The sequence below is a fragment of the Bradyrhizobium genomosp. I (2014) genome (assembly GCF_000261685.1).
Classification (GTDB): Bacteria; Pseudomonadota; Alphaproteobacteria; order Rhizobiales; family Xanthobacteraceae; genus Bradyrhizobium.
The window spans coordinates 15,434-34,122 of record NZ_AJQE01000177.1 but is presented as its reverse complement, the minus strand read 5'-3'; the positions used below and the strand labels follow the sequence as shown (position 1 = coordinate 34,122).

The window sequence follows — 18,689 nt, the reverse complement described above, 5'->3', positions numbered from 1 at the left end:
TTCGATGCTTCGCATCGCCCCGGAATGACAGAAAGCAAAGACCATGAACTTCGACGATACTCCGCAGGAAGCCGAATTTCGCGCCACGGCACGCGCCTGGATCGGCGCGAACGCGCCGAAGCAATACGAGGACGAGCTGCGCAAATCCTCGCTCGGCCGCACGCAGCTCAAGAACGCCAATATTCTGGAGGTCGCAAAAGCCTGGCAGAAGAAGAAAGCCGATGCCGGCTGGGCCTGTCTGCACTGGCCGAAGGAATATGGTGGCCGTGGGTCGTCGCCGATCGAGCGCGTGATCTGGCAGCAGGAGGAGGGCCCGTTCGGAAAGCTCTCGCACATGTTCATCATCGGCCATGGCATGTGCGGGCCGACCATGATGGCGTTCGCGCGCGAGGAGCATAAGCGCAAATATCTGCCGCCGCTCGCGTCCGGCGAGAAGGTCTGGTGTCAGCTGTTTTCCGAGCCCGCCGGCGGCTCCGACGTCGCGGGACTGCGCACGCGTGCCGAGAAGGATGGCGACGAATGGGTCATCAACGGCCAGAAGATCTGGACGTCAGGCGCGCATTATTCCGACTACGGCATCCTCTTGACCCGCACCGATCCGACCGTGCCCAAGCACAAGGGGCTCACCATGTTCTTCCTGGACATGAAGAGCCCGGGCGTCGAGGTCAGGCCGATCAAGCAGGCGAGCGGCGCTTCCGACTTCAACGAGGTCTATTTCACCAATGTCCGCATTCCCGATCATCAGCGCCTCGGCGGGGTCGGTGACGGCTGGAACGTGTCGCTGACCACCCTGATGAACGAGCGCATGTCGATCGGCGCGGGTGTTGCGACCGGCTTTCCGGAACTGTTCGACTATTGCTCCAGCCTGATGCTGGAGGATGGTCCTGCGATCGAGGACCGCGCGGTGCGCTCCAAGCTGGCGAACTGGGCGGTGAAGGCGAGCGGCCTGCGCTACACCAGCATGCGTGCGATCTCGGCGCTGTCGAAAGGCGAGCGGCCGGGGCCGGAGAACTCGATAGGCAAGCTGGTGGCGGGCTCGATGATCCAGGATGTCGCGACCTACGCGCTGGATCTGCAAGGCGCGGCCGGTGTGGTCAGCGGCCCGGAAGACGCCGAAGTCGCCGGTCGCTTCCAGGCCATGCTGCTGCGCGCGCCGGGCACCCGCGTCGAGGGCGGTACCGACGAGATCATGCGCAACATCATCGCCGAGAGGGTGCTGGGCCTGCCCGGTGACATCCGTGTCGACAAGGACGTGCCGTTCAACAAGATCCCGACCAAGGGAAGAGGCTGATCGTGTCCCGGACGCGGTGCGGTACGGAGTACCGCTCCGCAGAGCCGGGACCCAGAGGCCGCAATGGGCCCCGGCTCTGCAGCGCACCGCTTCGCGCTGCGCAGCGTCCGGGGCACGAGAGAGGAGAGTTCGAAGATGAATTTCGATGATACGCCACAGGAAGCCGCATTCCGCGAAACCGCTCGCGAATGGATCGAGACCAATGCGCCGAAGGAGCTGCATGCCGAGCTGTCGAAATCCTCGCTCGGCCGGATCCGGCTCGCTCACCACGACATCGTCGATGTCGGCAAGGCCTGGCAGAAGAAGAAGTTCGAGGGCAATTGGGCCTGCCTGCACTGGCCGAAGGAATATGGCGGCCGGGGCGCGACGCCGATCGAGAAGGTGATCTGGCAGCAGGAAGAAGGCGTCTACGGCAAGCTGACGCAGCCGTTCCAGATCGGCGAGGGCATGTGCGGCCCGACCGTGATGGCCTTCGGCAGCGAGGACGCCAAGCGCCGCTATTTGCCGAAGCTCGCTTCGGGCGAGGAGATCTGGTGCCAGCTGTTCTCCGAGCCATCGGCTGGCTCGGACGTAGCGGGCTTGCGCACCCGCGCCGAAAAGAAGGGCGACAATTGGGTCGTGAACGGACAGAAGATCTGGACCTCGGGCGCGCATTATTCCGACTACGGCCTTTTGATCGCGCGCACCGATCCGAACGTGCCCAAGCACAAGGGCCTCACCATGTTCTTCCTGGACATGAAGAGCGAGGGGGTCGAGGTTCGCCCGATCAGGCAGGCCAACGGCATGCAGGAGTTCAACGAGGTCTATTTCACCGACGTCGTGATCCCCGACAGCCAGCGGCTGGGGGCCGTCGGCGAGGGCTGGAGCGTCTCGCTGACCACGCTGATGAACGAGCGCATGTCGATCGGCGCGCGGCTTGCGACGGGCGTGCCTGAGATGTTCGAGTTCTGCTCCAATTTGATGCTCGAAGACGGGCTCGCGATCGACGATCCCGCCGTGCGCTCGAAGCTCGCGAGCTGGGCGGCGAAGTCGAGCGGGCTGAAATACACCAGCTACCGCACGATCTCGGCGCTGTCGAAGGGCGAGCGGCCGGGTCCGGAGAACTCGATCGGCAAGCTGGTGTCAGGCATGATGCTGCAGGATATCGCGACCTACGCCATGGACCTGCAAGGCGCGGCCGGTGTTCTCACAGGCAACGACGAGGAGACGGTGCAGGGCCAGTTCCAGCAGATGCTGCTGTCCTCGCCCTCGATGCGCATCGCCGGCGGCACCGACGAGATCCTGCGCAACATCATCGCCGAGCGCGTGCTGGGCCTTCCCGGCGACATCCGCGTCGACAAGGACGTGCCGTACAACAAGATCCCGACCAAAGGGCGGTGATGATTGTCGTGTCCCGGACGCGCCGCAGAGCCGGGACCCAAAAGCTGCAATGGGCCCCGGCTCGGCAGCGCTGAAGAAGCGCTGCGTCCGGGGCGCGAAAACGAGGCAAGTCATGGACGCCAAAGTGCCCAACGCCAAATACTCCACCCAGGACCGCATCGGCGTGCTCGAAGAGCTCCTCAACGAGCGCTACTCCGTCCGCGCGTTTCTTCCGAAGGAAGTCGATCGCGCGACCATCGAGCATGTGCTGACCACCGCGCAGCGCACGGCGTCCTGGTGCAACAGCCAGCCCTGGCAGGTCATCATCGCCAGCGGCGAGTCCAAGGAGCGTTTTCGCAAGGCGATCTACGCCGAGGCCTCGAAGGGCCTCGGCGACGATTACGACTTCACGCCGCCGCGCGAATATGCCGGGGTCTATCTGGAACGCCGCCGCGAGAGCGGCTTTCAGCTCTACAACACGCTCGGCATCGCCCGCGGCGACAAGGCCGCCTACGCCAGGCAGGCGCTGGAGAACTACAATTTCTTCGGCGCGCCGCATGTCGCCATCGTCCACACCGACGAGCCGCTCGGCATCTACGGTGCGATCGATTGCGGCGCTTATGTCGGCAATTTCATGCTGGCCGCGCAGGCGCTCGGGCTCGGGACGATTCCGCAGGCAGCGCTCGCGCGGCATTCCGGCCTGATCCGCCGGCATTTCAATCTGCCCGACGACCGCCGCGTCGTCTGCGGCATCTCGTTCGGCTATGCGGACAATGCGCACAAGGTCAACAGCTACCGCACCTCGCGTGCGCGCGTGGCCGACACAGCGACCTTCGTGGACGTTTGATCGAGTCCTGTAAGCTCGACGCCATCGGTGTCGGACGCGCGAAGACGGCCGTGGAAACGGCCGTCTTCGTCTCGTCGCAGCCCGATTGACGCCGCGATCAGCCGCCGCTGCCGCCGATCACGGCGCGTACGGTCTCGTCGGGCCCGAAATCCTCGGCGCCATCGACATAGAGCAGCGCGGCGAGCTTCGAGCGCGCGCGGTTTACGCGGCTCTTGATCGTGCCGACCGCGCAGCCGCAGATCGAGGCCGCGTCCTCATAGGAGAAGCCGGACGCGCCGACCAGGATCAATGCTTCGCGCTGATCCTGCGGAAGCTTGTCGAGCGCCGTGCGAAACTCCTCGAATTCGAGATGCGCGTTCTGCGAAGGCTGTGTCTTCAGCGTCTTGGCGTAGTTGCCTTCGGCATCCTCGACCTCGCGCCGCCGCTTGCGATAGTCGGAGCGGAACAGGTTGCGCAGAATCGTGAACAGCCAGGCCGGCAGGTTGGAGCCGGGCTGGAACGAGTCGATGTTGGCGAGCGCGCGGAGCAGGGTCTCCTGGACGAGATCGTCGGCGCGGTCCGCATTGCCGCTGAGCGAGATGGCGAAGGCGCGCAGGCTAGGCACCGCCGCCAGGATGTCGTTACGCAGCGAGTCCGTGAGAGGCATCAATCCCTCCCATTGTTGTTGTCGTTGGATCCGCCCTCATTTTCCACGTGGGGTGTCGCTCCCGGCGCATCAAGCTTCTTGATCAGTTCTGCGAATCGATCTGGAACCCCTTGTCGCACCACATCGTCGTACATGGCGCGCAACTGGTGGCCGATCCGGGATTGGATTTCCGGAGTGAGCCCTCCCTTGCCGGGGGTCGTGCTTCTGCTGGCTTGAGACTTGAGATCTTTCATGACCTGTTCCACGTTTCCCCGAGTTAAGTGACTGCAAAATCGAGAGGTTTTCTCAACCGGGAGCCGTTCCCTGGATAGGCACAATTCCAGGTGCGCTAAAAAGTTCCCAGCCCGGCGGAACTTTTCTTGACCTGATGCGTAATCAGCCCAGGGGAACCCGGGCCCCCCGCGCGATGCCTGACCTCAGGATTGGACCTCAAGGTTGGCCCGAAGATGAATGGAGTGGGGATGTCCCGTTCACAGCTTGTTGCTGAACACTTGCCGTTGTTGCGCCGGTACGCGCGCGCCCTGACGGGCAGCCAGGCCTCCGGTGACGCCTATGTCGCAGCCATGTTGGAAGCCATGCTGGGAGATCCGTCGGTGCTCGACGAGAGCCATGGGCCTCGGGCCGGCCTGTTCCGGCTGTTCACCCAGATCTGGAATTCGGTCTCGGTCAACGACGATGCCGAAGTGACGACCCTGGCCCCCCCCTGCCGATGCCGCCGGAGCGGCGGCTGTCGAACATCACGCCGCTGCCGCGTCAGGCCTTCCTGCTGCTTTCGCTCGAGGGCTTTTCGGAAGAGGAAGTCGCCTTCATCCTCGGCACCGATGTCGCGGAGACGCGGCGGCTTGCGGACGCTGCCGGACGCGAGATGGCGGCCGAGATCGCGACCGACGTGCTGATCATCGAGGACGAGACCTTCATTGCCATGGACCTCGAGAGCCTGGTGAAGAATCTCGGCCACAACGTCGTCGGCGTTGCGCGCACCCATGCCGATGCGGTGGCGCTGGCCAAGAACAGGCGGCCCGGCCTGATCCTCGCCGACATTCAGCTCGCCGATGGCTCGTCGGGGCTCGATGCGGTCAACGAACTGCTGCGGACCTTCGAGGTGCCGGTGGTGTTCATCACCGCCTATCCGGAGCGCTTCCTTACCGGCGAGCGCCCCGAGCCCGCGTTCCTCATCTCAAAGCCGTTCCAGCCGGCGATGGTGTCGGCGGTGGCGAGCCAGGCGCTGTTCTTCCAGCGCAACTCGCGCAATCGGGCGCCGAAGGCACCGGCGGCGTAATGACGCCCTGGTAGCCCCGCCATGGGCGAAGCGATCTGATCCGGCGTGCCGTAAGGCACGCCGGATTTTTCATGTCCGCTGCGATGCTTGACGGCCGTTGAATTCACCGCCCATACCTGATGCAGCGGCTGCGCCTGCGGCCGCACCAATCGGAGATGTGCCCATGGACCAGCCGCTGCTCGATCGCCTCGCCATCCGCGACCTCGTCGAGAACTGGGCGGTGTGGCGGGACGCCGGCGACTGGGAGCGCTTTGCCTCGGTCTGGCATGACGAGGGCTGGATGTCCGCCACCTGGTTTCAGGGACCGGCGCGGGATTTCATGCGCGTCAGCCAGGAGGGGTTCGCGAAAGGCGTGCGCATTCTGCATTTCCTCGGCGGCACCAGCATCGACCTCGCGGGCGAGCGGGCCATCGCGCAGACCAAGATGACGATCTCGCAGCGCGCCCTCGTGCACGACGTGCTCTGCGATGTCGTCTGTACCGGCCGCTTCTACGACTTCCTGGAGAAGCGGCAGGGGAAGTGGGGCATCGTCCGCCGCCAGCCGATCTATGAGAAGGACCGGATCGACCCGGTCGATCCCGCCGCGACGGTCCAACTCGACCAGAGGGCGCTCGCCGCGCTGCCTGAAGGCTATCGCCATCTCGCCTACATGCAGGAGCTGATCGGCTACAAGGTCAAGCGTGACATGCCGGGCCTGATCGGACCTGAGGTCGAGAAGCTCTATGGCGAGGGACGGGACTGGCTGGCGGGGACAGCGAACTGAGCGTCGGACGATCGGCTACGATCCTGACAACCGGATGCGACGCATGCGGGTCGGGCATTTCCCGACATCGGACGGACCTTACCTGACTGACGACAGGACGTCAGGACACGCAAAATTCAGCCGGGACCGTCGAGGAGGAGATCATGGAACTCGCGATCGGCTTGGCTATGCTGGTGATTGCCGTGGTGCTGATTTACGTCGGGCTGCCCGACCGGCAGGGCGGCAGTCCGCGTTTTCTACGTTTCGAGGCCGCATCCATCCTGTATCCACCCCTGATCCTTGTGTTCATCGCGATCGGTACGGCTCAGGTCGTTTTCTCTCTCGATTGACACGATCGTGCGCCGATGCGCACGAATGTCGATGTGGCGGGCGACGGAAACCGCCTATCGACCGATCCCGTCCCCGTCGCAGCACCACGTTCCGATCGGGGTTGCGCGTATCAGGAAGGGTTGCTCGAGCGCCGTCGCCCGCATGAGGCACAAAATCACGGACAGGGATGCCGCTGCCCGTCGTATCCAAGATACGTGCCCGAAGCCGGATCGTAGGATTTGAAGCGTTGCGAGCAATATGCAGCGTTCTCCGCAGCCTGGGCGCGGCTGTTAGCGATTGCTCCCCCAATGGCGGCGCCGGCCGCGAATCCGCCTAGCGCCGGGCCCCAACCGTAGCGGTGCGGATACCCATAGCGCCATCCATGATGGTGATAACGATGATCCCAACCTCCCCGCCATTGAACGGCGACGATGTCGGAGGGCGCGCCGGGCTTGCTCTGCATCGCGAGAGGCGCGGCGATCGCACCATTGACGCAAAGAGTGGCCGCAAGCAGCGCGCCTGCAGCAGTTGGCCCCTGCAAATGTCGCATTTTCAATCTCCGTTGGTTTCGTTTTGCGCTAGGTAAATTCATTGGCTAGCCTGAGGTTCAGTCAAGGCGGGTACAGACACGTACCGAAGCAAGCTGTCCATCGCGGGTCCGGCAAGAGTGCGTACCGAAGCGTACGTTCCGAGCCGATATGCACTGACATCTGCGAGGGGCCGTCGTAAGATGTCGTCGCGGTGAAAGACAAAAATTCGAGCCGTCAGAATCACTTCCAGAAGCGAGTGCGGCTCCGGCGCTTATGCCGGAGCCGTTTTCCCGTCAGGCTGAAAAGCTCGCCCACTCCTCTCTTCTTGAACCGCCGCCCAGCCGACGTCTGCCCCGCAAGAAGCGCAGCGTGCGGTGCCGAACCAGATAGGACGGCGCGGAAGCGTACCGCCGTGCATTGAAAAGTGGGGAGCCGGGCATCACAATCGACTTGATGGATCCCAGGTCCGGTGTCGGCCTCGATTGCTGCAGGGACCCCGGCTCAGCCCCCGAGCCGGGGTCTTTGCTGCGCCCTTCGACATGCGAGCGAGCGCCGCGACGTTGCCGCGGACGAGGACTGCCACGGCATCGTCACGTCGTCATTCCTTGGATAGATGATCGAGCCAGCCTTGCGAGACGCCGTAGCGTACGATGTCGGCCCGCTTATGCAGCCCCAGTTTCTCGACGGCTCGCGATTTATGGGTTTCGATGGTCTTGATGCTGACGTCCAGACGCGCAGCGATTTCCTTATTGCTAAATCCCTGGGCAATGAAGCGCAGGACCTCGGCTTCGCGCGGCGTGAGCTCCAGCTGAGTTGCGCTCTCGGAAGGTGCGTGATCGCCCGCTGGAGATGGCAGCGCTTTCTCCGCGATCGCGGGGTCCAGATAGATCCCGCCCTCGGCGATCGCTCGGATGGCACGCACCAGCTCATCCGCTGCGGATCGCTTGAGCAGATATCCGCGTGCGCCGGCCTGCAACATCGGCTGAACGTAAGCGCGATCCTCGTGCACCGTGAGTGCCAGCAGTCGAACGTTGGGGAACTCGATCGCAATTCGTTGCGCCAGTTCGATGCCGCCAACGATCGGAAGCGAGATATCGAGCACGGCAATATCCGGTCGCTCCCTGCCGATGACGTCGATCGCGTTCTGCCCGTCGGTCGCCTCGCCAACGATGGAGATGTCCTGAACGGGCTCGAGCAAGGCCTTCATGCCTGCAAGAACAAGTGGATGATCGTCAGCCAGCGTGATTCGGATCGGTTTCACGAGCCTGCGTCCTGTCCGGAAAGAGGTATCGTCATGAAGAGTGTCGTCCCGATATTGGGCGCGGATTCGACGGTAAGCGATCCTCCGAGCAGCGACAGCCGCTCCTCCATGACGGAAAGGCCGAGTCTGGAAGCGTTGAGGCTCGACAGTTTCGACGGATCGAAGCCGGTCCCGTCGTCTTCGACGATGACGCGAAGTTCGTCCTTTCGCCGGTCGAAGACGAGACTGACGTTGCGCGCATTGCCGTGCTTGGCCACATTGTTGAGAGCTTCCTGAATCGCACGGTAAAGGGCGATCTCGACCTCGAGCGGGAGACGATCTGCCGGTCCGATCAACTGGACGTCGGTACTGATTCCGAAGCGCCGGGTCCACTCCGCACAGAATGCTTCGATGGCTCTGTACAGTCCGAGATCGTCGAGGGCCGTAGGACGAAGGTCTGCAGCGATCTCGTGAATGTCTCGTCCGATTCCGCTGGCGAGCCCCTGCAGCCAGTGCAACTTATCGACCTGAGCCGGATCGGAGGACGTCGTCGCGAGCGATCGTTCGAGATTCTTCAACCCCAGCAGCAGCCCGGTCACTGTCTGACCGATCTGATCGTGCAATTCACGGGAGATTCGCCGGCGTTCGTTCTCCTCTGCGTCGCCGAGCCGCCGCAGCAGGCGCTGGCGATCGAACTCCGCCCGCTTCATCTCGTCAATGTCCAGGAGCACGCCGATGACGACTTCGGCGTTGTGCCCGTCGATCCGCGAGCTGCGCCCGCTGGCGCGCAGCCAGCGGCCGTCCGGAGGAGCGGTGCGGAATTCTGCGGCGACGGCGTCGCTCTTGCGGGATTGCAGCAATATTTTCTCGAACCGGGCGCGGTCCGCCGGATCGATGCTGGTCAGGAGCATCTCGAAGGGCAGGCTCACGTCGCCGGTGGCGACGCTCTTGGTGATCTTGAGCATGTCCAGGGCCCGTTGCGAGGCGATGACTTCGCCAGTCGATACGTTCCAGCTGAATACTCCGAGATCCGCCGCATCGACCATGAGCCGTCGTCTTTCCTCGCTCTGTCTCAGGGCCAGCGCGGCCTGGGCCTCCTGCTCGACGCGTCGCTGCGATATGTCACGCGCCGTGAACCAGACGAGCGCGAGCCCGAGGGCCAAGCTTACGGCGCCTCCACTGGCGAGAAAAATCGCCGACCGGCGGACCGGAGCATCGAGTTGGTCCGTCGGGATACCGAGATGAACCGACCAACCGCCTGTGCCTGGTAGTTCCTTATAGATGGAGTCGGCCTTGGCTCCTTCGAGCGTCGTACCGACATAGCTGCCCTGGGACCCCTCGGCGATTGCTTCCCGCACGGATGCGCTGGCTGGACGGCCGAGCTCAAATTGCTCCGCGACGGTCCGCGCCACGATGTTGCCCTTGCCATCGACGACGACGCCGACCCATCCAGGCGGCGCCCCCGCGCTCTTCAGAATCTGGCTGACCGCGTCGGGTACCAGCGCGACAGTCAGGACGAATCTGAGGTCGCCGTTCCGTTCGACGGGTGCTCGCAAGGCGACGAGGCGTTTACCCGAAATCGGACCCAGAGGTCCAATTCCCCCGATCGCCGCCTTGCGGGTCGTCAGGATTCTCTCGAAATTCTCCCGATCTGCAGTTGCCCCGAGATCGGCTCCGATGGGGCGTAGCAGATTGAGCACTTGATTGCCCTTGGGATCGACCAGCTCGATCGTTTCCCAGAGAGGCCTGGTTTCCTTGACGCGCAGAGCCTCGACATAAAACGATGCGAGATCCGAAGTATCAAGGCTGGCCGAGGCAGCAAGCGTCTCCGCGATCTGGACCTGAAGCGCCAAATCCGAAGAGATTCGCGTCACGACACGGTCGAGCGTTTCGAGGGCGGCAAGGCGCGAGTCGGTCCGCTCTTGGCGGGCATTCAGGAAAACGACCCAGCCCGCGAACAGAACGAGCGGAATGGCCGCTGCCATGACGAGCAGGATCAGCGGACGTTGCGCGGCCCGCGCCGAGCCTGGTTGGACAACTGCTTTCACTCTCGGTGCCTCACGCTAGCATAGACGCGGTTCGAAAAACGCCGCAACCCGCCGAAGCCCGCTTGTCAGGCTTTTCCTGACGGGAACCGTCCTTCAGCCCGACTGGGCCAAACGTGACCCGCTCCCCATGATTGGTCAAACGGCAACCGAGAGATGGCACATGCTGGAATTGGATCTCGCAAAGATAGACGCGCGAAACTCGGGGACTGCTTCGCCGATCGTGTCGGGGATCGCTCCCCAGGCGTGCGACGCATCGTCTCCCTCCCTGGGCAACGATCTCATCGCGCATCTCTCGCCTCGGTCGCGTCGATTGCTTCTGGACCGCTGCGATTCGATTCGCTTGACGGCAAGACAGGTGCTGCAGGAGCGAGGTCTTCCCCTGCAATTCGCATACTTCATCGAGTCCGGCGCGGCGTCGCTCACGACCCGGGCCGGAGATTGCCCGCCTGTTGAAATCCATACCCTGGGGAAAAAGGACTTCGTCGGTGTCCCCCTGGTGCTGGGAATGCGGGTCTCTCCGCACCGGTGCACTGTTCACGTCCCTGGAACGGCGCTGCGGATCCAAACCGACGCGTTGATCGCGTTGATCAAGACGGACACAGAGGTGGAAAAGCTGTTGCTGCGCTACGTCCAGGCAACGCTGATACACAGCGCTCAGCTGGTCGCATGCAACTCGCGGCACAATCTGTCCCAGCGGCTGGCCCGATGGCTGCTGGTCGCGCGCGACCGGATCGGAGAGAACGAGGTTGCATTGACTCACAAATGCATGGCGCAAGCGCTCGGCGTACGCCGTGCCGGCATCACGACCGCGGTGGGGGACATGGAGGCAAACGGTCTGATCCGGCGGAGCCGCGGGCGAACGGTGATCGTCGACGAGGCCCGCCTGGAGCAGGCATCCTGCGACTGCTTCCGCGTCATTCGATCTGCCCACGAGAATTCTCTGTTGGGGCCGATCGCGTTGCGCGTCGCGCATCCTTGACCTCAGGGTTTTGCGTGGGGCTCATGCAAAAGGAGCCATGCGGCATGAGTTTGGCGGCCATGATCGTTGGAAAGAGCAAATTGCAGTCTGATGCGGAAATTCTTGTAGAGGCACTTGAGGAGACCAAGCGCCTCCTTGCGTCGGCCGGAGCTGCCGGCCCGACATGCAGGTTCGAGCAGCGTGAGCTCCTGAATATGATCGAGTTCATAATTTATGATCCGGCTGTCGCGCGGGCCGCGGAGCGGCTGAAGCTGCGTGCACGATTGAAAGCGGTCGTCTGACCGACTTTGCGCCGTCGATCCACTCAGCATATTGCGGAATGAGGCGACCGAACGCGCTTTGCGCCGCAGGCTACTTCTTTCTGGGAAGGACCTGCCTCTTGAACGCGGATCTGGCCAGGATGCAGTTTCGCCCCACCGCAAGAAGTTCGTGAGCGGTACCTCGGTTGGTCCGACGTCGGCTTGCCGTGCTCCTCGTACTTGATCGCGTGCCGCCACGTAGCGATACGAGGCGGACGACGCCTAAGAGGAATCCTCGGCCGGATCGTTGATGGCGTCGATCAGGTGCGCCACAAGAATGCTGACGCTGAAGAACATCATGCAGGCGACGACAATTCCGATCATTCTCGTGCCTCCGATGTGCGGGATGACACGTAGCTCGCCAGAACCGCTTCCCAAACCCGGTCGAGAATGGTTTGGAAGATAGGCGTCCGACGCCATGATTTCCCGGCACGCGCCGGGATCTTGCGCGCGGGCCGGGGGCCTCCCGGTCCTGGCAACAAAACGCCGGGGCCGTCACTTCGGCCGGTAGATGGGCTGCTGCCGATTGTCGATCGCACGAACATTGTCATATCCAGTCTCCCGGGATGGCAGCGGTGCTCAGTAAAGCTGGAGTTCAAATGACTTCGGGACCAGTCGGGTTGACTCCCCGGGCAGTCAGGAAATTCCCGACGTCGCGACGGCGCAGCGAATGAGCGCAATGCCGGCTTCCCGCCGAGCGCGCTCCGGGGCTTTCAATGGAATCTCGTGGGGGGGGTCTGTGCGGACAAAAGTAAGGCGCGACCGGCATCACCACAGTCGCGCCCTACGTCGCCGGCTTATGGGGCAGGGGGGAATAGCCGGCTGCTGAGACGACTCCTGCCTGCGAAAGTCGTTCCAACAGGCACGAAATATTTTGCGGGTCTGCGGCATTTTTCGCACACGGTTAAGTGATCGTAACGGCTGAGAACCCCCGATCCTCTGGCGGCGTTGTTCCCGCGATCGCCATGGGGCGAGGGATCGGCAGCCATGTCACAGGTTCAGAGGGTATTTTTGAGTGCCGTCGCGATCGTCGCGACGCTCGGTGCCGTGCAATTGGCCTCCGGGCACGATCTGGCCGACCGCTGGCAAGCGGTCGCCGACAAGGCTGACAAGCCGGGCCACAACGTCAATCGCGCCGCCAAGGCGGATCGGCTAGCCGAAATCAAGCCGGCGCCGGTCCCCACCCGCACGGTGTCGATGCGGCTGAACGACCTCGCCGATACGTCAGTGCTGCTGCGGGTTCCCGCGGTGGTTGAGACCGGCAACGCCAAGCCGCGACTGCTGCTCCAGAACCAGAAGAAGGTTCGCAGCAAGCCGACGATCGCCTGCGAGCCGATGGTCAGCTCCCTGACCGAGGTCGCAAGGCTGCTCCAGCCCGGCCGCTGCGTGACCTGATCCGCGCCTTTTTGCGGCGGTGGCTCTCCGGACGGATGCTTCACATCCTCTTGATCCGCCGCTGCCTCGCGCTATATCCGGGTTCCTTCCCTTTGTTTTGACCGGGTAAGCGCATGACGACGTCAGATACGGCTGTGCATACGCAGCCTTTCCAGGCCGAAGTTTCCGAACTGCTGCACTTGATGGTGCACTCCGTCTATTCGGAAACCGACATCTTTCTCCGCGAACTGATCTCCAATGCCTCCGATGCCTGCGACAAGCTGCGCTACGAGGCGATCGCCAGCCCCGCTCTGCTGGGCGAGGGCGACGCGCTCAAGATCCGCATCATCCCGAACAAGCAGGCCTCGACCCTCACGGTCGCCGACAACGGCATCGGCATGGAGCGGCAGGAGCTGATCGACCATCTCGGCACCATCGCCCGATCCGGTACCAAGGCGTTCGTGTCCAAGCTGAAGGAGGCCAAGGACGGTCTCGGCCTGATCGGCCAGTTCGGCGTCGGCTTCTATTCCGCCTTCATGGTCGCCGAGAAGATCGTGGTCATCAGCCGCCGTGCCGGCGAGAGCGATGTCTGGACCTGGACCTCCTCCGGGGGCTCCGGCTTCGAGATCGCCCGGGCCAGCGGGGAGGAAGCGGCGCGCATGACGCGCGGCACCGAGATCGTCCTGCACCTGAAGGACGACGCCAAGAAATATCTCGAGCCCTACGAGATCGAGCGCATCGTCACGGCCTATTCCGACAACATCCTGTTCCCCATCGAGCTCGTGCCGGAAGGGGGGGAGCCACGCCAGATCAATTCGGCCAGCGCGCTTTGGCAGCGCGCGAAATCCGAGCTGACGGCAGAGGATTACAAGAAAGCCTATCAGCAGATCGCCTCCGCCTTCGACGATCCCGCGATGACACTGCACTACCGCGCCGAGGGCCGCTACTCCTATGCAGTGCTGCTGTTCGCGCCCTCGACCAAGCCGTTCGACCTGTTCGAGCCGAACCGCAAGGGGCGGGTGAAGCTCTACGTCCGGCGCGTCTTCATCACCGATGATGCCGATCTGTTGCCGGGCTATCTGCGCTTCATCCGTGGCGTCGTCGACAGCGAGGATCTCCCGCTCAACATCTCGCGCGAGATGCTCCAGAACAATCCGCAGCTTGCGCAGATCCGCAAAGCCGTGGCGACCCGGGTCGTATCCGAGCTCGAAAGCCTTGCCGACAAGGATCCGGAGAATTTCGCCAAGATCTGGGACGCCTTCGGCGCGGTGCTGAAGGAAGGCATCTACGAGGATTTCGAGCGGCGCGAAAAGCTGCTCGCGCTGTCGCGCTTCACCACCACGTCGGGCGAGAAGCGGTCGCTGAAGCAGGTGATCGCCGATTTCAAGCCGAACCAGACCGAGATCTATTATCTGGTCGGCGACAGCATCGAACGGCTGAAGTCCAATCCGCGGCTCGAGGCGGCGACTGCGCGCGGCATCGAGGTGCTGCTGCTGTCCGATCCCGTCGATGCCTTCTGGACCTCGATGCCGTCGGAGTTCGAAGGCAAGCCGCTGAAGTCGCTGAGCCAGGGCGATCTCAATCTCGACCTGATTCCGCGCGTCGACGAGGCGGACGAGGCAAAGAAGGACGAGCCGGCCGCGGATGAAGCCGCGACCATCGCTGTGATCAAGGCCGCGCTCGGCGAGCGTGTCAGCGACGTCAAGGCCTCGACGCGCCTCACCAGCTCGGCCTCCTGCCTCGTCGCCGACAGCCAGGGCCCCAGCCGCGAGCTCGAGCGCATCTTGTCGCAGCAGAACCGCGGCATGAAGACCAAGCCGATCCTCGAGATAAATTTGCGCCATCCGCTGGTCACCGCGGTCACCAAGGCGCAAGCGGGCTCCAAGACCGTCGACGATCTCAGCCTGCTGCTGCTCGAGCAGGCGCAGATCCTGGACGGCGAATTGCCGGAAGATCCAGCGGCGTTCGCGGCGAGGCTGAATCGGCTCGTGCTGCAGGGGCTCGGCGCGTAGCGCCGCAGCCCACCGTGCTCGCCTTGCCGTCATCTATCTCCAGGAACAGTCGCGTCCGCCGCTGTGTTGTGCCATATGGAGCCGCCGGCCCCCGATCCGCCGGCGGCCACTGACTCGAGGATGCGTCCATGCGCTTGCCGATCTTGACTCTCACCGCGATTGCCGCGCTGTTCGTGGCGGCAGATGCCAGCGCCCAGACCTATGATCCGCGCTATCCGGTGTGCATGCATGTCTATACGCCCGGCGGCTTCGGCGGTGGCGGCGGTGACTATTACGACTGCTCCTTCACCTCGCTGCCACAGTGCCGCGCGACCGCGTCGGGCCGCTCGGCGAACTGCGACCTCAACCCCTATTACGCCTTCGACCAACCGCCGTCGCAGCCGCGCCGGCGCCACAAGAAACAGCACTAGCGGTCCGCGATGTGGTCTCCTCGGATATTCGCGTCGCGCCGTTCGCACGGCCTGACCATGGCCGTCGGTGTCTTGCTCGCCGCGGCGCCGTCGCATGGGCAAACCTTCGATCCCAGCTATCCCGTCTGCATGCACGTCTATTCCGGTGCGAATGGCGGTGGCGGGGATTGGTACGACTGCTCCTTCACCTCGCTGCCGCAGTGCCGCGCCACCGCGTCGGGCCGTGCCGCGACCTGCGATCTCAATCCGTATTATCCGGTCAACGCGCCGCCGCACCGGCGCCACAGGCGAAGCGGTTAGCGTCGAGGGGATCTCCGGCCGCCAATCCGGTGGAGTGTGCGGGCTGAGTCGCCGTGCGCGCCTCGGGATCGCTGCGCCTTGTTGACCGCCTCGTTGATTGCGGCGGTCAATTGCCAGGTCATCTTGTCCGTCGTCCAGTCGCTTGCGTGCAGCCTGGCATCATCGCCGGGGTCGACCATCCGGTCGAACGGGATCTTCGCGATATCGTGCCAGCCCTGCATCAACTCGAAACGACGGAAGACGTTGACGCCTTTCGCATGTGCGATCTCGCTGATCGCCGCCACCATGGCATTCGCCTTTTCGAGCTTGGCCGGTGTCAGCAGCGCCGGTACATATTGCAGGTCCATCAGGATCACGTCGATCCGTCCGGTGGCCAGCAATTGATCGACGCCGCCGGAGATGGCCTTCGTGGTGTCCTTGAAGGACGGCGGATTCGATTGCCAAACCGCATTCGTGCCGACCTGCCAGATCACGAGATCCGGATGCTGGGCGAAGACATCATGCTTGAATCGCTTGAGTTCTTGGGGAGCCTCCTCGCCGCCGACGCCCCGGTTGACGACATCGATCGTGGCTTTCGGGAATTGTATCCGGAGGTCCGCCAGCAGCCGTTGCGGATAGGGCGCGATACCCCCTTCGCCCGCCGTCGTCGACGAGCCGATCGCAACCACCTTGACCTGTCCGCCCTTCAGCCGGTTGGCAAAGTTGGTGAGCGGTTGCCCGAATGGTGTTGCGTTGACGGGAATCTGCGAGGGGTCGAGTGCCACGGGTTGCCTACCTGTCGTAGTCAGAACAACGCAAGGTAGAGCAGAGAATATCCTGTTTGGCGAAGGTCGCCTAGCGCGGCGTGCGCCTCCGCTACTCCTTCCTCATGGCCGACAGCTCGATCAACTTGCGCCAGCGATCGGTTTCCGCCGTCGGCATGCTGCCGAACTCATCGGCGTTGCCGTGCAGCGGGATCGCGCCGAGTTCGGCGATGCGGGCTCTGATCTCGGCGTCCGGCAGGGCGTCATCGATCTGCGGCTTGGTAAAGGATCACTAGAGTTAATCGCGCACTAACCGGGTTTTACCTTGTCTCTTAACACCTGGGCAGGGCGCGCGAGCTAAGCTGCGGGAAACCAGCAGACGGCCCGAAAGAGTGAACAATATGACCACCGGCGTCATCGAGCAGCCGAAAGCCGTGCGCGCGCCGTCGGCTTCGAAGATCTGGCTGAAGGCAATCGAGCTCACTGCGCGGATCGAGGCGTTGCCGGGACGTTTGTTCGCGGACGTCATCGACGATTGGGCGCAACGCGAGCCCGGCCGCGTCGCGCTGGTCACGGCTGACACGAGTGTCGACTATGAAGGCCTGTCGAAGCGCACCAATCGCTACGCGCGCTGGGCCCGGTCGGTCGGCGTAGCCAAGGGCGATACCGTGGCCCTCATCATGCCGAACCGCATCGACTACGTCGCGGCCTGGCTCGGCATCAGTCGGGTCGGCGGCGTGGTGGCGCTGCTCAATACCAGGCTGGTGGGACAGTCGCTCGCGCATTGCATCGACGTTGCAAGGCCCACTCACATCATCGTCGCGCACGAGCTGACGGAGATGCTGGACAGCGCAACGCCGCATCTGAAGACGCAGCCCGAGGTATGGACTCACGGCGATTCCCGCAGCGAACGCGCGATCGACGTCGCTCTTGCCGTCCTCGACGACAGCCCGCTCTCGCCGGAGGAACGTGGCGACGTTACCATCGACGACCGGGCGCTGCTGATCTACACCTCAGGTACCACCGGTCTGCCGAAAGCGGCGAGCATCAGCCACCGCCGCATCCTCAATTGGGGCTTCTGGTTCGCCGGCCTCGCCGGCGCGACGCCCCAGGACCGGCTCTACGACTGCTTGCCGCTATTTCATTCGGTCGGCGGCATCGTCGCGCCGTGCAGCATGCTGGCTGCCGGCGGCTCGGTGGTGATTGCGGAAAGGTTTTCGGCCTCGCATTTCTGGTCCGACATCGTTCGGCATGACTGCACGCTGTTCCAATACATTGGCGAACTCTGCCGCTACCTGCTGAAGGCGGCGCCGTCGGAATACGAGAACCGGCACCGCCTGCGGCTCGCCTGCGGCAACGGCCTGCGTGGCGACATCTGGGAGGATTTCCAGGCGCGCTTCGCCATTCCGCGCATCCTCGAATTCTACGCGGCGACGGAAGGCAATTTCTCGCTGTTCAATGTCGAGGGGCAACCGGGCGCGATCGGCCGCGTCCCGCCGCTGCTCGCGCACCGCTTTCCTGCCGGCATCGTGAAGCTCGACCCCGACAGCGGCGTGCCGCTGCGCAACGACGAGGGCTTCTGCATCGCTTGCGGCCGCGGCGAGCCCGGCGAAGCCATCGGCCGTATCGGCACCGCGAACGAAGGCGGCGGTCGCTTCGAGGGCTACACCGATGCCGGTGAAACCGAGAAGAAGATTTTGCGCGACGTCTTCGCCAAAGGTGATGCCTGGTTCCGCACCGGCGATCTGATGCGGATCGACGACAAGGGCTTTTTCCATTTCGTCGACCGTATCGGCGACACCTTCCGCTGGAAGGGCGAGAATGTCGCTACCTCGGAGGTCAACGACGCCGTGCGCGATTTCACCGGCGTGGTCGACGCCACCACCTACGGCGTCAGCATTCCCGGTACCGACGGCCGCGCCGGCATGAGCGCGATCGTGGTGAACGAGGGTTTTGACATCACCGCTCTGCCCGCTCATCTCGTGCGGCGCCTGCCGGCCTATGCCCGCCCGGTCTTCATCCGTATCGCGCGCGAGCTCGATGCTACCGAAACCTTCAAGCAGAAAAAGAGCGAACTCGGGCGCGAGGGATTTGATCCGGGCGCGATCTCCGATCCGCTGTTCATGCTCGAGCCGAAGTCAGGTGCCTATGTCGCGCTCGATTCCAGTACATTTGTCGAGATCGTCGAGGGTACGATCCGGCTGTAGCGGCACAAAAATCCGCGAGATGCGTCCAATTTTATCTGAATTGTCCAAGAAGC

The 18,689-nt window shown here is 63.6% G+C and carries 18 protein-coding genes and 1 pseudogene; 13 read left to right on the top strand and 6 right to left on the bottom strand.

The window, feature by feature from the left end; all coding sequences use genetic code 11:
- Nucleotides 1–43: 43 nt before the first annotated feature.
- The 3 genes from IC50_RS17290 to IC50_RS17280 all read left to right on the top strand — a co-directional run bounded on the left by IC50_RS17290 (nucleotide 44) and on the right by IC50_RS17280 (nucleotide 3,497).
- Nucleotides 44–1,291 carry an acyl-CoA dehydrogenase gene (locus tag IC50_RS17290; RefSeq protein WP_035707117.1) on the top strand — a complete coding sequence of 416 codons (1,248 nt, stop codon included), beginning with the start codon at nucleotides 44–46 and terminating at the stop codon, nucleotides 1,289–1,291.
- A gap of 135 nt (nucleotides 1,292–1,426) precedes the next feature.
- The gene (locus tag IC50_RS17285; protein ID WP_035707115.1) at nucleotides 1,427–2,671 is read left to right on the top strand and encodes an acyl-CoA dehydrogenase; all 1,245 of its coding nucleotides are present in this window, start codon (nucleotides 1,427–1,429) and stop codon (nucleotides 2,669–2,671) included.
- A 112-nt stretch (nucleotides 2,672–2,783) separates the two neighbouring features.
- The gene (locus tag IC50_RS17280; RefSeq protein WP_035707113.1) at nucleotides 2,784–3,497 is read left to right on the top strand and encodes a nitroreductase; all 714 of its coding nucleotides are present in this window, start codon (nucleotides 2,784–2,786) and stop codon (nucleotides 3,495–3,497) included.
- A gap of 97 nt (nucleotides 3,498–3,594) precedes the next feature.
- Here the strand turns inward: IC50_RS17280 and IC50_RS17275 are convergent, their stop codons facing one another.
- Nucleotides 3,595–4,143 carry a sigma-70 family RNA polymerase sigma factor gene (locus IC50_RS17275; RefSeq protein WP_018316216.1) on the bottom strand — a complete coding sequence of 183 codons (549 nt, stop codon included), beginning with the start codon at nucleotides 4,141–4,143 and terminating at the stop codon, nucleotides 3,595–3,597.
- On the bottom strand, nucleotides 4,143–4,376 hold the full coding sequence (locus tag IC50_RS17270; RefSeq protein WP_024337325.1) for a NepR family anti-sigma factor: 234 nt from the start codon (nucleotides 4,374–4,376) through the stop codon (nucleotides 4,143–4,145). The genes IC50_RS17275 and IC50_RS17270 overlap by 1 nt, the downstream gene beginning before the upstream one ends.
- A gap of 228 nt (nucleotides 4,377–4,604) precedes the next feature.
- On the opposite strand from IC50_RS17270, the pseudogene IC50_RS17265 reads away from it, so the two are divergent.
- From IC50_RS17265 to IC50_RS17255, 3 genes and pseudogenes are all read left to right on the top strand, one after another.
- A pseudogene (locus IC50_RS17265) lies at nucleotides 4,605–5,422 on the top strand (response regulator).
- A 163-nt stretch (nucleotides 5,423–5,585) separates the two neighbouring features.
- Nucleotides 5,586–6,185, top strand: a complete 600-nt coding sequence (locus IC50_RS17260) for a nuclear transport factor 2 family protein (protein ID WP_035707111.1) — start codon at nucleotides 5,586–5,588, stop codon at nucleotides 6,183–6,185.
- Between the two features lie 143 nt (nucleotides 6,186–6,328).
- Entirely contained in the window at nucleotides 6,329–6,514 is a 186-nt protein-coding gene (locus IC50_RS17255; RefSeq protein ID WP_035707109.1) for a hypothetical protein, read from the top strand.
- Between the two features lie 155 nt (nucleotides 6,515–6,669).
- Here IC50_RS17255 and IC50_RS39155 read toward each other — a convergent pair whose 3' ends face one another.
- The 3 genes from IC50_RS39155 to IC50_RS17245 form a co-directional block, all read right to left on the bottom strand.
- Nucleotides 6,670–6,957, bottom strand: coding sequence for a BA14K family protein (locus IC50_RS39155; protein ID WP_085973814.1), 288 nt, complete (start codon nucleotides 6,955–6,957; stop codon nucleotides 6,670–6,672).
- Nucleotides 6,958–7,622: 665 nt separating this feature from the next.
- On the bottom strand, nucleotides 7,623–8,285 hold the full coding sequence (locus IC50_RS17250) for a response regulator (protein WP_035707107.1): 663 nt from the start codon (nucleotides 8,283–8,285) through the stop codon (nucleotides 7,623–7,625).
- Complete coding sequence (locus tag IC50_RS17245) at nucleotides 8,282–10,312, bottom strand: sensor histidine kinase (protein ID WP_035707105.1); 2,031 nt, start codon at nucleotides 10,310–10,312, stop codon at nucleotides 8,282–8,284. Before IC50_RS17245 ends, IC50_RS17250 begins: the two co-directional genes overlap by 4 nt.
- Before the next feature lie 160 nt (nucleotides 10,313–10,472).
- Here IC50_RS17245 and IC50_RS17240 point away from each other — a divergent pair, with 160 nt between their 5' ends.
- From IC50_RS17240 to IC50_RS17215, 6 genes are all read left to right on the top strand, one after another.
- Nucleotides 10,473–11,291 (top strand): Crp/Fnr family transcriptional regulator, encoded by an 819-nt coding sequence (locus IC50_RS17240; protein ID WP_050991019.1) that lies wholly within the window; start codon nucleotides 10,473–10,475, stop codon nucleotides 11,289–11,291.
- Nucleotides 11,292–11,335: 44 nt separating this feature from the next.
- Nucleotides 11,336–11,572: a hypothetical protein gene (locus tag IC50_RS17235; RefSeq protein ID WP_157460988.1), complete on the top strand. Its 237-nt coding sequence runs from the start codon at nucleotides 11,336–11,338 to the stop codon at nucleotides 11,570–11,572.
- 1,005 nt (nucleotides 11,573–12,577) lie between these two features.
- A complete protein-coding gene (locus IC50_RS17230) occupies nucleotides 12,578–12,985 on the top strand; it encodes a hypothetical protein (protein WP_035707101.1) in 408 nt (135 codons plus the stop codon).
- A gap of 113 nt (nucleotides 12,986–13,098) precedes the next feature.
- A complete protein-coding gene (gene htpG, locus IC50_RS17225) occupies nucleotides 13,099–14,976 on the top strand; it encodes a molecular chaperone HtpG (RefSeq protein WP_035707099.1) in 1,878 nt (625 codons plus the stop codon).
- Nucleotides 14,977–15,104: 128 nt separating this feature from the next.
- Entirely contained in the window at nucleotides 15,105–15,386 is a 282-nt protein-coding gene (locus tag IC50_RS17220) for a DUF3551 domain-containing protein (protein WP_035707097.1), read from the top strand.
- Between the two features lie 57 nt (nucleotides 15,387–15,443).
- Entirely contained in the window at nucleotides 15,444–15,686 is a 243-nt protein-coding gene (locus IC50_RS17215) for a DUF3551 domain-containing protein (protein ID WP_035707095.1), read from the top strand.
- On the opposite strand, the gene IC50_RS17210 is transcribed toward IC50_RS17215, so the two are convergent.
- Nucleotides 15,683–16,450, bottom strand: a complete 768-nt coding sequence (locus IC50_RS17210) for an SGNH/GDSL hydrolase family protein (protein WP_081492459.1) — start codon at nucleotides 16,448–16,450, stop codon at nucleotides 15,683–15,685. The two genes, IC50_RS17215 and IC50_RS17210, sit on opposite strands and share 4 nt — an antisense overlap.
- A gap of 371 nt (nucleotides 16,451–16,821) precedes the next feature.
- Between IC50_RS17210 and IC50_RS17200 the strand changes: the two genes are divergently transcribed.
- Nucleotides 16,822–18,636 (top strand): long-chain-acyl-CoA synthetase, encoded by a 1,815-nt coding sequence (locus IC50_RS17200; RefSeq protein WP_035707091.1) that lies wholly within the window; start codon nucleotides 16,822–16,824, stop codon nucleotides 18,634–18,636.
- Nucleotides 18,637–18,689: the final 53 nt, after the last annotated feature.

Coding starts and splice junctions, on each gene's coding strand:
- IC50_RS17255 (WP_035707109.1), top strand. CDS start 6,329: ATGGAACTCGCGATCGGCTTGGCTATGCTGGTGATTGCCGTGGTGCTG.
- IC50_RS17215 (WP_035707095.1), top strand. CDS start 15,444: ATGGCCGTCGGTGTCTTGCTCGCCGCGGCGCCGTCGCATGGGCAAACC.
- IC50_RS17235 (WP_157460988.1), top strand. CDS start 11,336: ATGAGTTTGGCGGCCATGATCGTTGGAAAGAGCAAATTGCAGTCTGAT.
- IC50_RS17240 (WP_050991019.1), top strand. CDS start 10,473: ATGCTGGAATTGGATCTCGCAAAGATAGACGCGCGAAACTCGGGGACT.
- IC50_RS17270 (WP_024337325.1), bottom strand. CDS start 4,376: ATGAAAGATCTCAAGTCTCAAGCCAGCAGAAGCACGACCCCCGGCAAG.
- IC50_RS17290 (WP_035707117.1), top strand. CDS start 44: ATGAACTTCGACGATACTCCGCAGGAAGCCGAATTTCGCGCCACGGCA.
- IC50_RS17285 (WP_035707115.1), top strand. CDS start 1,427: ATGAATTTCGATGATACGCCACAGGAAGCCGCATTCCGCGAAACCGCT.
- IC50_RS17220 (WP_035707097.1), top strand. CDS start 15,105: ATGCGCTTGCCGATCTTGACTCTCACCGCGATTGCCGCGCTGTTCGTG.
- IC50_RS17275 (WP_018316216.1), bottom strand. CDS start 4,143: ATGCCTCTCACGGACTCGCTGCGTAACGACATCCTGGCGGCGGTGCCT.
- IC50_RS17280 (WP_035707113.1), top strand. CDS start 2,784: ATGGACGCCAAAGTGCCCAACGCCAAATACTCCACCCAGGACCGCATC.
- IC50_RS17230 (WP_035707101.1), top strand. CDS start 12,578: ATGTCACAGGTTCAGAGGGTATTTTTGAGTGCCGTCGCGATCGTCGCG.
- IC50_RS17260 (WP_035707111.1), top strand. CDS start 5,586: ATGGACCAGCCGCTGCTCGATCGCCTCGCCATCCGCGACCTCGTCGAG.
- htpG (WP_035707099.1), top strand. CDS start 13,099: ATGACGACGTCAGATACGGCTGTGCATACGCAGCCTTTCCAGGCCGAA.
- IC50_RS39155 (WP_085973814.1), bottom strand. CDS start 6,957: ATGCAGAGCAAGCCCGGCGCGCCCTCCGACATCGTCGCCGTTCAATGG.